Here is a 12,253-nt window from a genome sequence, read left to right as displayed (position 1 = left end):
ATTGAGCGAAAATCCATTTCAGGAAGAGATAAATTCAGACTATGAGGTAATTTCTACCAAAGAAGAACCCAAGAACAAGCCGGACACCAAGACCATTATAAAACATGCCGTCTTGTTTCTGTTAACGGTCTTTTTTGTAACGATGACCGGGGCTAACTTTGTGGGGCTTGATCCCGTTTTGTTTCCCTTTGCCTTACCCAACACTACCGATCTACTTAGAGGCCTGCTTTTTGCAGGACTCCTGCTCGGTTTTTTAACCGTTCATGAATTTGGGCATTACTTTGCCGCTGTACACCATAAGGTAAAAGTGACACTTCCCTACTACATCCCCATACCACTTGGTATCGGTACACTCGGTGCTGTGATCCGGATCAAAGAGCGCATCCGAAAGATGCATAAGCTTTTCGATATTGGAGCCGCCGGTCCTGTGGCAGGATTCATCGTTGCCATTGTGGTTTTATTGATCGGCTTTGCAACCCTGCCTGAACCCGATTATGTCATGAATTTTGCCGGTCATGATGAGCTCAAGGAATACGTTGCTCAAAATGGGACCTATCCCGAACACATCACAGACCGAACCGAACAGGGTGTTCTGACCATAGGTAACACACTTCTTTATACCGGACTCGCTTCCTTGTTTGACAACGTACCTCCAATGTGGGAAATGTATCACTTCCCATTTCTTTTCGCGGGATGGCTGGGTTTGTTCTTTACAGCTTTGAATCTGATGCCGGTTGGGCAGCTTGATGGTGGGCATATACTATACTCACTGATCGGATACAGAAGACACCGCGTAGTAGCACGATTATTTTTTACCCTTGTAACCGCACTGGCCGGAGCTGAGGTTATGCCATTTCTCAACTCGTATCTTTCAGGATACATCGATCTGCCGATCGTTGGATGGATTGCATGGGCACTTATTCTTCTCTTACTTATGAACAAGGCCTTTCGCACAGACCGCGGCTGGACTTACAGCATGATGATAGTCTCTTTAGCCGGTTCTTGGTTTTACAGCTATCTGGTTGGGGGCATTGAACCCGGTCAGGCCTCTCTTATATGGCTTGTATGGAGTTTTTTCATCGCCTTTGCAGTAGGAGTCGAACATCCTCCCGTTGATTTTGAAGAAAAATTAACACCCACACGTCGCGTGATAGGCTGGCTAAGTATGCTTATCTTCATACTCTGTATCAGCCCAAACCCTATTTACATGAACTAAATATTATTATGAAAAAAGTATTACTGGCCATTGCCCTTTTTGGAATTATAACCGCCTGTTCGCAATCTGATAACACGACTCAAATGACACTCGAGCAACAGGTAGATCAATTGGTCACCGAAGCTAAATTTGATGAAGCAATGACTTTGCTAGACGAATCATCTTCTGAAGAAGCCTTAAAACTTCGGGAAGAGGTCCATTTACAACACGGTATTTATCTGATCTATAATGCTGATCCTTCTCAAATGCGGGATAATGCCAATAATGCCCTCAGGGAATTTGTTGCCGTTTTGGAACTCAATCCTGAAAATGAAAAAGCAAGAGCTGAGATCGAACAGATATTGAGTATCTACAGAACCTTCCCTGACCGGCAACCTGCTGAAGATGTCCTGGAACAACTAAAAGATTTCGGCTTTCAAGTATAAACCGTAAGATTAGGGCGTATTGCATACGCCTTACCTGGCAATTTTATCAAATAAGCCCTTTCATTAGATACAGCTCCCATGAGCAACAAAGAAAAAAAGACAACACCTACCATACAGAACCGTAAGGCTCGCCACGACTATAATGTTGAAGAGACCTATGAGGCCGGACTTGCTCTTAAGGGAACGGAGGTGAAATCACTGCGGCAGGGCAAGGCCAGTTTTGCAGATTCCTTTGCCTATATACAAAACGGTGAGGTATTTTTGAGGGACATGTACATCAAGCCGTATGAACACGGCTCACATTTCAATCATAATGAAACCCGTCCCCGAAAGTTATTACTCAATAAACGGGAGATCAGAGAGCTCGAAAAAGCTACCGAGCAAAAAGGATATACCATTGTTCCGCTTAAACTGTATTTCAAGTATGGTAATGCCAAAGTTCTGATCGGTGTAGCCAAGGGTAAAAAGCAGTACGACAAAAGAGAGTCCATTAAAGAAAAAGATGCTAAGCGACAAATAGAACGAAACGTTAAGGGAAACTACAAGATCAATATGTAGCTAAATATTACATTCTTAATTTTGAGTAGCTTTGCTTATTATCAAATATGAACCCTGAGTTAGACATACTTTGGAAATTATTTTCTGCCCTCGGCGTAGGCTTACTGATCGGAACCGAGCGCGGTTGGTATGGCCGAAAAGAGGATGAGGGCGACCGGGTTGCCGGTATTAGAACGTTTAGTCTGGTTGGGCTCCTTGGCGGCATAACTGCGGCTTTAGTACCACATGCCGGTGAATGGATGATACCTATTTCAATTCTATCCTTTACGGCACTTGTTATTGCTTCCTACATTTTTGAAATAAAAGTTCTGGATAAAGAGGATATTGGTATCACCACAGAAGTCGCCCTCATTCTGACTTTTGTGTTAGGAATCTGGGCAGCCCTTGGAAGTCAAATCGAAGCTCTGAGCAGCGCGGTAGTTGTCATGACCTTACTCAGCATGAAACCCGTACTCCATAAATGGCTGCAAAAGATCGATGTGGAAGTTATCTATGCCGGTATCAAGCTGCTTATTATTTCGCTTATTCTTTTACCCATTTTACCCAACAAAGGCTACGGCCCCTGGGAAGCACTCAATCCATACTGGATCTGGTGGATGGTAGTGCTGATATCGGGACTCTCGTTTTTAGGCTATATCCTTGTAAAATATATCGGTGAGGGAAAGGGTACAATTCTGACCGCTATCATTGGTGGACTCGCTTCATCAACGGCGGTTACAATAAGTCTGGCTCAGATCAGTAAACAAACCGCAGAAGACAGAAACAAGGTTTATATAGCCGGTGTGCTAATAGCTTCCGCTATCATGTTTGTTCGTGTATTTGTGGAAGTTTCTGTGGTAAACCCCGAACTTCTGCACCCCCTGTGGATCCCTCTTGCAGCCATGCTTATACTTACCTTTGGCTGCGTGGGATGGCTTTATAAAAGTTCAGGAAAGGAACCCGATGAAGATAACCCTACTCTTGACCTTGGCAATCCATTACAACTTAAAACAGCTCTGCAGTTTGGAGCCCTGCTTGGTGTTATTTTAGTTCTCTCTACGGCCTTAAAAGAATGGTTTGGGGATGAGGGTATCTATTTACTGGCTCTGCTTTCAGGTTTGATGGATGTGGATGCAATTACTCTATCCCTTTCCAAAATGGCACAAAATGATATCACCCATGCCGTAGCCTCTCTTGGCATCATCATATCCGTTATTTCCAATACCTTGGTAAAAGCCGGGTTCTTCTTTTTCATTGCGGGCTGGAAGAAAAGCCTGGAACTGCTATGGCTGATCGTTCTTATCTCTACCGGTGGTGTGCTCAGTTTTTGGCTATTTGTATGATCAACGACGGTTCTAAAAAACAAAACCTCACTCCTTTGGGGAGCAAGGTTTTGATATAAATTCAAGCAGGAAAGCCTGTAAGCCGGATTCTGTCGAGGATGATCATTTATCTGTCGCGTCCCACCCGATGGCGTCACGACAAGCGGCATATACCATCTGCATGAACTTTCTCCCCGCGAGGTTTACCGTGCCCCCGATCTCACGATACAGGGCGGTGAGCTCTTACCTCACCTTTTCACCCTTACTTCACACATAATCAATTATGTTTGAAGCGGTCTGTTTTCTGTTGCACTGTCTGTCAAAGTGAGATTCCTCTCACTCAGCCTCCCCTTCGCCGGCTGAACCGGATCGGGGAGCGCGGTGCTTGTTGGAGTCCGGACTTTCCTCCCGGCACATAATTGTTTCTTCAATCCGAAAATTAACTTACTTCCCTAATTGAATCCCTGAGGTCCTTCGCGGTTAACTTTTGTGACCAAATGTGACTTGGCTACACTCAGGGTGACAACGACAGGTTTAAGCTCTAAAATCAGAAATAAACCAACAAGTATGTGCCGGGCGATCATCCGGCTTTCCTGCTTTCTTAAAATACGGCTTTTCTTTGGTTATTACATCAAATGACTAAACCATACCAAATAAAAAAGGGAAGGCCAGCCTTCCCTTTTTTAAAATTCTACATTGAATGTGCTACTATCAGATAGAAAGCTCTTTTTTGGCTTTATCGAAGAATGACTGATCTACCACGATACGCCCGCTATTCTCATCTATGATGATCTTATTCTTACGGCGAACTTCCACTTGTGTTTGCGGAGGCAGAGCCATACCAAGTGCGGCTCCGCGATCCATTGCCACAACGGCCATGCCGTTATTTAGTCCGTCACGAAGTCGCGTATAGCTGCGCATGTAGCGGTCGTCGATCTCATCTTCAACTTCCTTGCGTTTTTTCAGCAGTTCATCCTCTTCTTCCTGTGTTGACTTTACAACATCGTCAAGGTTACTGCTTTTTTCATCATACATCTTTTGTGCAACTTCAAGTGCATTTTCAGCTACTTCTATCTCGGGCTCTATCTCTTCCTGCCTCTTCTCGATCTCTTTGATGCGAGACTCAGCATTTTCGATCACTTGTTTCTGAGCTTCGATCTCTTTGGTCAGGGCATCATACTCACGGTTATTTCTAACACTCAGCTGTTGCTCTTCATACTTCTCGATCTTCTCTTTTGAACTTTGGAGATCCAGTTTCAGATTATCCAACTCAACCTGAAGGTTTTGCTTTTCTTCAGTCAGGCTATTCAGACGTGCCTCTTTTCGGGCTATATCTGTTTCCAGATCGAGTACTTCTTCAGGCAGGTCACCTCTTAACTGTTTAAGCTCATCAATTCGGCTGTCAATGTATTGCAGGTTCGCTAATTTTTGTAATACTTCATTCATGGAGTGAGGGTCAACTTTGTTGAATAGTTTTTGGTTCGGGGTCCGACACATAGATCTGCATCGGATTAGTTACAGTACGAGTGACCGATACTTCCACATTTTCAAATGCTTCGGTCAGTTCATTTTTCAGGGCTTCAGCAATAGGGAATTCACTTTCATAATGGCCTACATCAACGAGCAGGAAGTCATCCTTCTCGGTGAAATAGTCATGATATTTGATATCAGCAGTCACAAACGCCTGAGCCCCTGCTTGGATGGCTTTATTTTTCAGAAAGACACCGGCGCCACCGCAGACCGCTACCTTTTTAATTCGATCCACATCACCGGAAAACCTGATAGCTTTCACGTCCAGGGCTTTTGAAACCAAATGCAGAAATTCGTTCTTACCGATGCCTTCTTCCGGATATTCACCGATCACACCCATACCGAAATTTTGAGTGGTCGAAGCCAGGTCTATCACCTGAAAACTCCCTTCTTTCAGCATGCCTTCATTTTTGAGCGCTTTCTTGAGCACCGAAACGTTATGCTGATCGATGATCGCTTCAAAACATTTCAGGCCATCCTGACGATTATTCACCTCAAAGTAATGGGCTTCTTCTGCTGAATGATAGTTCAGCAGTTTCAACACGGCATCACTGTCGGTATGGGAGGTAATAAGCCTGATCTTTCGACTGATGGAGTAGTTCTTGTCCAAAAACCGAAGGTTATCGAGTCCCAGAATGTTAGCAAGCACAAAGGATACGCCATCAAGGGCGGCATCCAGATTAGTGTGAGCCACCAGCAGGCCGATATCATTCTTAATCAGTTTGTAAATAATTCGCCCCTGTTCATCTGTGGGATTGATACTTCCGATCTTACTGAAGATCAGAGGATGATGGGCAACAATAAGTTCACTGCCTTTTTCGATAGCTTCAGCCACAACGGCGTCGGTTATATCAAGGCAGGTAAGTACTGAGCTTACAGAAGCGTTCGGGTCTCCGACAAGCAATCCGACGTTATCGTAATCCATTTTTACCTGTGGTGGAGCCCACTGATCGAGGAAGGTAGATATTTGTCGGATTCGGGTTGACATGCTATCTATCCCCTTGTTTTATTGAATCCGACCTTCTCGTCGAAGAAAAATGTTGAATTATGACTTTGAGCTTTATCAATCTCAATAAATAACCATTAATTACAATGTCTTTAGAGCTTCCAAAAATAAGGCTTATTCATGAATGATAAAAGCTTATCTTACAGTTAATTACTTAGAATCCTTAAAAAACCACCATTTTTGATATGAGTAATGAAGATATTCCCCAAAATCTAAGTTCTATTCACGAAGAAATAGAGAAATCCTGTAAATCTGCAGGTCGTGACCCCAAAGAAATAACCCTGGTTGCAGTCAGTAAAACCAAGCCCAATGAAGCAATTCTGGAGGCCGTTACCGCCGGGCAGTTCCATTTTGGCGAAAACCGCATGAAAGAACTGGAGGATAAAATGGCAAGTATTTCCAATACAGCCATTGTATGGCATTTTATTGGGAACCTCCAAACCAACAAGGTCAAGTACATTTCTGACCGTGTAAACTGGATCCATTCCGTTGAAAAAGCCAAGTACCTGAAAGAGATCGATAAACGCGCCGGTCAAGCCGATCGAGTGGTCAATGCATTGATACAGGTCAATATCAGTGATGAAAAACAAAAAGGAGGATGCAAACCGGAAGACCTTGCCGGCATTCTGGAGTCAGCCCAGGATTATAAATATGTGAAGGTAAAAGGATTGATGGGTATGGCCACTTTTGTTGATAATCCTGAAGAAGTACGAGACGAGTTCAAGCTTTTGAAAGAACTGTACGATTCCCATCAAAAATATAACAAAGGCAGTGTACAACTTGAGCATCTTTCCATGGGTATGACCAACGACTTTAAGGTAGCCATCGAAGAAGGTGCAACCATGCTCAGGATCGGCAGCGCCATTTTTGGCGAGCGCAACTATGATTGATGTTTTCCCGTAGATCAATTTATCTGAGCACAAACAGTAATTAACACAAGAATTAGGGCTTATGTTATTCGGATTACCATGGTTCGCCATTGTGGCTATTGTTGCCATAGCAGGCGGACTCTTATACGCTTTCAAAGAAAAAGAAATGGAAATGGAGTCAAAGAGAATGACCAGTGTGAGGGACTTGAATGAACTGCGAAAAGTGGTGCATAATCTTAAATCCAGGATAGACACACTGGAATCAGATCTTCAGAAACAGAGCAAAAACTCTGCGAACAAGACCTCAGGTTCGTTAGGCGATATTGAAATTGATGATGAAGTTGAGGATCAAAATCCCGATAATTCAGCTCACAGCCAAGGTAAAACACCAACACGTAATTAAGGGGTTATATGACACCAGAAGAGTTTTTAATTGCAGCCATTGCCATTGTAGGCGGGCTCGGATTTGCCGGTTTTTTGTTTTGGAACATATTCAGCCTTATCAAGCAGTGGATCAACCGAAAAGGCGGTAATTCTCAATTGGATCCACAGTTTTTCAGGGCTTTGGCCGAATTCAAGAAAAACACAGAACGGAAATTAGCTACCCTTGAAGCTAAAGTTGCTGAACTGGAGGAAGAACGATATCGCGTTGAAGACGGGGAGCACGAAAGTATGGGTGATATCGAAATAGAAGAGGAAGAGATCCGTTCTTCACGCAAAGAGGATCGTGACAACAACAGCAATTTGCGTAACATGTTAAATGAATAAATGTTACTTTAAATAAGCTTAAGGACGACTAAAATCACTGATTTATGAAACTTACTCCGCTTGAAATCAAACAACAGACCTTTGAAAAAAACCTCAGGGGATATGACACCGCTGACGTTCAGGCCTTTCTGACTCTTGTTTCGAATGAATTTGAAAACCTGCTGAACAAGAACAAAGAACTTGAACAGGAGATCGACAAGCTTCAGGATCGAGTGAAGCACTACGAACGTGTTGAAGACGCCCTTCATGAAACCCTTCAAACCGCCAAGGAATCGGTTGAGCAGAAAATGACCGGTGCCCGTCAGGAGGCTAAAAGCACGATCGAAAAAGCTGAAATGGAAGCCAATGCTATCATTCAGGAAGCCAATCATAATCGTCAACAGATCCGGCAGAGCATTTTACGATTACTGGATCGCAGAGAGGAGATCATAAACGGCATTTCTTCTTACTTGGATAACGCCAAAAAATCTATTGAACAATTTGGCAATGATGAAATGGATGTCTTCAGACTACCCAAAGAAGTCAACCTGCAAGAAGCCATTGAAAATACGGGTAACGGTGGCGGAGCCCGCTTCATGCTGGATGAAAATGCAGACGATGAAGACCTGGATGATGAAGGTGAAGAGGAAACAACATCCAGAAAAGAAGATGAAGACCACGCTTTCCCTCCCGGCAGTGACCGATTGGATGACATCCTAGATGAAATAGATTAAGCAATTAGCACGATCCTGCCCCAATACAATACAACACTTTTATGAAGTACGATACTGTTGAAGAATTCCGCGCTAAAAGAGATGAAGCGGTCAATCATATTAAAGGTGAGACCGATTTTCAGCCGGAATATCTTGTTATTTTAGGGACCGGCTTGGGTCAACTGACCGATGAGATCGATACGGTGCACACCATTGACTACGATCAGATCCCTCACTTTCCTATATCAACGGTGGAAACACATGACGGCAAGCTGATCTTCGGTAAGCTCGGTGGAAAAGACATCGTAGCCATGCACGGTCGCTTTCACTACTACGAAGGCTATACCATGCAGCAGATCGCTTTCCCGGTAAGAGTCGCCAAAGCCATCGGGGCTCAGTCACTTATCGTCAGTAATGCCTGCGGCGGACTCAACCCTAATTACAAAAAGGGCGAGATCATGCTGATAACGGATCACATTAACTTTTTAGGGGATAATCCACTGATCGGCCCCAATGATGATGAATTAGGTCCGCGCTTCCCTGACATGAGTGAACCGTATACCGAACGCCTGCTGGAACTGGCTGAAAATGTGGCTCTCGAAAACTCCATTAAAATGCATCAGGGCGTCTATCTTTCTGCATCCGGACCTATGCTTGAAACCAAAGCCGAATACCGCTATATGCGCCGGCTCGGGGCTGACGTGGTTGGTATGAGTACCGTCCCCGAAGTTATTGCGGCCGTTCATATGGGCATGGATGTGCTTGGCATCTCCGTGATCACAGATGAATGCTTTCCGGATGCCCTTGAACCTGTTGTGATAGAAGATGTATTGGCTGCAGCTGCCATGGCCGAGCCGAAAATGACTCAGGTTATCGTTGAAGTGCTGGCGCGACTCTGATCTTGTTATAAATTGCCTTTATGAACTCTGCAAGAGCCTGAAAATGCTTTCGGGTTCCCAAACAGATCAGGTTTTGAGGTGCTGCAAAATCAAGGTATCGCAATTGCCAAAGTAGCACATGTAACTCATATTTTCATTATCTATGAAGCACTTATAGTCAGCAGCAGATCACGTGAACCTGCTCCTGCGATGGCATCGCAGGTCCCCCACTGATAACCCGTCTCCATGTTGGCGTTGCTAACTGTGGTCACACGAACACCTGACGTGGCACAGGCCGCAGGAACTGTTTCTCTGTTTTGGGGATCACTGCCGGTGTGAAAGAAACTTGCTGTCTCCGTACCGGGCGACAAATACGTGGTATAGCTGTAGATCCCATACCCTTCATGATACATTCGTTTGGATATTTTTAAGCCGTCTTCATTTTCATCAATAGCGATGTAGACTCCATTGGATTGATCCTGACCGTTCATATCCACTTTGTAGATCACCTGAATCGAATTCATGTCTACATAGAAACCGGGATCCAACCACAGCCCACCACCGCTGCCAATAAAGTTATCAGTGAACGGCTCAAAGAAGACCACATGATCGTGAGACGAGCCTGTTGCCCAGGGAGTAGTGCATGAGGTTGTGACCCAGGCTGATTCCCAGAAGATCACCCCATGCCCGCCAGATGCCATGACCTCTTTGGTCAGGTTCACCAGATAATCGAGCTGTACAGAAGGTGAAGGAGGACTGTATTCCGGAGTGGTATCTGTGATGATGTTTCCATTGGAGTCAAAATTCTCATCAGTCCACGGGTAACCGGTTTCAAGGATCATGATCTCTTTATCCGGGTAGCTTTGTGACAGGGATCCGATCTGTTCACCTACCGCTTCAACGCTGCTTCCGTGCCATGCGTAGTAGTATGAAAAACCGATCACATCAAAATCAGTGATACCGTTACTGATCGCATTTTGATACCACCAATCAAGGCCACTGCCCACACCTGCGTAATGAAGAACCACCTTGGTATCAACAGTTGATGTAGCTGATACATCTCTCACAGCCTGTATACCTGTATTGAACATTTTGGCGTGTCGCTGCCATGAACTGCTGATCGGCTCTGTGGCCTCAAAGTTCTCGTCCATCGAGCGATGCGTCATCATTCCGCTATTGGTCTCGTTACCCACCTGTACCATTTCCGGCATCAGTCCCTCAGTGTTCAGGTCAGACAGAACCTTATGAGTGTAATTATACACAGAATCAGCCAGGGCCTCTTCATCAAAAGCAATATCATACCATCGGGATGGGATCACCTGGCGACCGGGATCGGCCCAGAAATCTGAATAATGAAGATCGAGCAAAACCTGCATGCCGGCTGCCTTACTTCTCTGTATGGTTTCCTTCACATCCTCGAAATTACTGTATACCGGTTTTACCCCGGCAGGCTGATTCAGCTCTTCCTGCCAAGCCGGATCAACCCACAATCGTACTCTCACCAGATCGTTACCACGCTCAGCATACAGATCATAAACATCCTTTGGCTGCATCCATTCTTTGAAGTCAGCCCCACAATCTTCCATCTGATTTACATAAGACAGATCATTACCGAAATAGAAATCCTGCGCCTTGGCTGAATTAGCCGTTAAAAGCGCCAAGGGTAAAAGTAAAAAAAACGTGAGTGTTCGTTTCATTATCTGCCGAATATTAGTGAGTGCCACATAAAATAAAGCTTAAATTTTTACCAAACAGACAGATTAATTATCCACAAAAAGCGTTATTTTTCCACAAAGTATTGCATAACTACTCACAATTCTTTTCTTATAATAAACACCAACTAATTGTCTGCCTATATGCCTCAGCATTTTGATGGTTTCGATGATCACCAATGGGATGAATTCAAGTGGGAAGCACACCTCAACGAAGTCGAGAGAAAGAGCGAACAGTTGCGGAAATTCATAGCTTCTGACCCCAAAGGCAACGTCCCGAGATGGCTGACCCTGCTAAAGGAAAGTCAGGATGAGGATGATGCGTTTGAAGCCTATGTGGAAGAAGAGCTGTTAATGGACGAAGCTTATTTTCCCGAGGACGAAGACGATTGGGATGATGAAGAGGACGACTGGGATGACGAGGATTTTCTGTTCGGTGATTCCAGTGATCATTTTATGGATATGGGTCCCGATGAAGATGACTTCGATGATTTTGAAGATGGTGAGGAATGGAAAAGCCTGAGTGACGATTACATGTACTCCGATCACTCCGATATTGATGATCTTGGGATCTTCGTTGATGCCAAGGATCTGGCTGTTGATGTCCTGAAATGGGCGGAGACGATCCATCCAAAATACCAAACCCAGGAGTTTCAGGATTTTGTAGATGAAACGCTTAAGATCGGTGCTAAGGTTGCCGGCGGTCATTCATTTGGATTTGAACCTGAATACATCGGCGCCAACATCGCTTATTCCAAGAAGGCGCTGAAATGTGCCAATCACGGTCTGGAGCTGATGCCGCTGTTCAAGAAAAAGAAACTGCTCAAGGCCCATCAATATTTAGACCTGCATGCCCGCCTCTTTGAGCTTAGAAATGATATCGGCGTGTATATTCAGGAGCTGAGGGATCAGTTTAGAATGGGGCTGGATTAGGTTTTTGGACCGGGGTGGTGAACATTCAACATCCAACACTCAATTTCCAATGTTCAAGTGATTGGGCTTGCTTTTAATACGCTGCGGCTGCCTTTAGCGAAGCATGAGATGTTACTATGGCAACGGATGTCTGAGCCTGTATCGAGTCACTTGTCTATAGCAAATTACTAATTTCACAAAGGCAAGATCCTTCAGGAGTACCATCAGGATGACTTGTGGGCTATATTGGCTTGGAAAACCGGTTCATCGTATCCCCCGCACAGGCGAGACGCCTGCGCTAGTGCCGGAACGTTATGTTTTGGACCGGGTTGGTGAATATTCAATATCCAACACTCAATTTCCAATATTCAAGTGATTGTTCTCGC

Annotated in this window: 13 protein-coding genes and 1 other RNA gene; 10 read left to right on the top strand and 4 right to left on the bottom strand. The window is 44.6% G+C overall.

What is annotated here, in order from left to right:
* Position 1: 1 nt before the first annotated feature.
* From ACKGJO_RS12825 to ACKGJO_RS12810, 4 genes are all read left to right on the top strand, one after another.
* A complete protein-coding gene (locus ACKGJO_RS12825; protein ID WP_411323837.1) occupies positions 2 to 1,216 on the top strand; it encodes a site-2 protease family protein in 1,215 nt (404 codons plus the stop codon).
* A gap of 8 nt (positions 1,217 to 1,224) precedes the next feature.
* Positions 1,225 to 1,641, top strand: a complete 417-nt coding sequence (locus ACKGJO_RS12820) for an outer membrane protein assembly factor BamD (protein WP_411323836.1) — start codon at positions 1,225 to 1,227, stop codon at positions 1,639 to 1,641.
* Positions 1,642 to 1,719: 78 nt separating this feature from the next.
* Positions 1,720 to 2,199 carry an SsrA-binding protein SmpB gene (gene smpB / locus ACKGJO_RS12815; RefSeq protein WP_411323835.1) on the top strand — a complete coding sequence of 160 codons (480 nt, stop codon included), beginning with the start codon at positions 1,720 to 1,722 and terminating at the stop codon, positions 2,197 to 2,199.
* A gap of 47 nt (positions 2,200 to 2,246) precedes the next feature.
* Positions 2,247 to 3,521 (top strand): MgtC/SapB family protein, encoded by a 1,275-nt coding sequence (locus tag ACKGJO_RS12810; RefSeq protein ID WP_411323834.1) that lies wholly within the window; start codon positions 2,247 to 2,249, stop codon positions 3,519 to 3,521.
* A 62-nt stretch (positions 3,522 to 3,583) separates the two neighbouring features.
* On the opposite strand, the gene rnpB is transcribed toward ACKGJO_RS12810, so the two are convergent.
* The 3 genes from rnpB to ACKGJO_RS12795 form a co-directional block, all read right to left on the bottom strand.
* An RNA gene (rnpB, locus tag ACKGJO_RS12805) (RNase P RNA component class A) lies at positions 3,584 to 3,955 on the bottom strand.
* Between the two features lie 256 nt (positions 3,956 to 4,211).
* Positions 4,212 to 4,946 carry a zinc ribbon domain-containing protein gene (locus ACKGJO_RS12800; RefSeq protein WP_411323833.1) on the bottom strand — a complete coding sequence of 245 codons (735 nt, stop codon included), beginning with the start codon at positions 4,944 to 4,946 and terminating at the stop codon, positions 4,212 to 4,214.
* Between the two features lie 10 nt (positions 4,947 to 4,956).
* Positions 4,957 to 6,018 (bottom strand): Nif3-like dinuclear metal center hexameric protein, encoded by a 1,062-nt coding sequence (locus tag ACKGJO_RS12795; RefSeq protein ID WP_411323832.1) that lies wholly within the window; start codon positions 6,016 to 6,018, stop codon positions 4,957 to 4,959.
* Positions 6,019 to 6,221: 203 nt separating this feature from the next.
* On the opposite strand from ACKGJO_RS12795, the gene ACKGJO_RS12790 reads away from it, so the two are divergent.
* The 5 genes from ACKGJO_RS12790 (at position 6,222) to ACKGJO_RS12770 (ending at position 9,264) form a co-directional block, all read left to right on the top strand.
* Positions 6,222 to 6,926: a YggS family pyridoxal phosphate-dependent enzyme gene (locus tag ACKGJO_RS12790; protein WP_411323831.1), complete on the top strand. Its 705-nt coding sequence runs from the start codon at positions 6,222 to 6,224 to the stop codon at positions 6,924 to 6,926.
* Between the two features lie 61 nt (positions 6,927 to 6,987).
* A complete protein-coding gene (locus ACKGJO_RS12785; RefSeq protein ID WP_411323830.1) occupies positions 6,988 to 7,308 on the top strand; it encodes a hypothetical protein in 321 nt (106 codons plus the stop codon).
* 8 nt (positions 7,309 to 7,316) lie between these two features.
* A complete protein-coding gene (locus ACKGJO_RS12780) occupies positions 7,317 to 7,673 on the top strand; it encodes a hypothetical protein (protein ID WP_411323829.1) in 357 nt (118 codons plus the stop codon).
* Between the two features lie 44 nt (positions 7,674 to 7,717).
* The gene (locus tag ACKGJO_RS12775; RefSeq protein WP_411323828.1) at positions 7,718 to 8,386 is read left to right on the top strand and encodes a DivIVA domain-containing protein; all 669 of its coding nucleotides are present in this window, start codon (positions 7,718 to 7,720) and stop codon (positions 8,384 to 8,386) included.
* Between the two features lie 41 nt (positions 8,387 to 8,427).
* On the top strand, positions 8,428 to 9,264 hold the full coding sequence (locus ACKGJO_RS12770) for a purine-nucleoside phosphorylase (RefSeq protein WP_411323827.1): 837 nt from the start codon (positions 8,428 to 8,430) through the stop codon (positions 9,262 to 9,264).
* Between the two features lie 140 nt (positions 9,265 to 9,404).
* On the opposite strand, the gene ACKGJO_RS12765 is transcribed toward ACKGJO_RS12770, so the two are convergent.
* A complete protein-coding gene (locus ACKGJO_RS12765; RefSeq protein ID WP_411323826.1) occupies positions 9,405 to 10,940 on the bottom strand; it encodes a glycoside hydrolase family 53 protein in 1,536 nt (511 codons plus the stop codon).
* A gap of 159 nt (positions 10,941 to 11,099) precedes the next feature.
* Here ACKGJO_RS12765 and ACKGJO_RS12760 point away from each other — a divergent pair, with 159 nt between their 5' ends.
* The gene (locus tag ACKGJO_RS12760; protein WP_411323825.1) at positions 11,100 to 11,888 is read left to right on the top strand and encodes a hypothetical protein; all 789 of its coding nucleotides are present in this window, start codon (positions 11,100 to 11,102) and stop codon (positions 11,886 to 11,888) included.
* The last annotated feature ends 365 nt before the right edge of the window (positions 11,889 to 12,253 follow it).

The sequence above is a fragment of the Gracilimonas qinghaiensis genome (assembly GCF_046602855.1).
Classification (GTDB): Bacteria; Bacteroidota; Rhodothermia; order Balneolales; family Balneolaceae; genus Gracilimonas.
The sequence above is the reverse complement of the archived record's forward strand: the minus strand, read 5'-3'. Positions and strand labels throughout refer to the sequence as shown.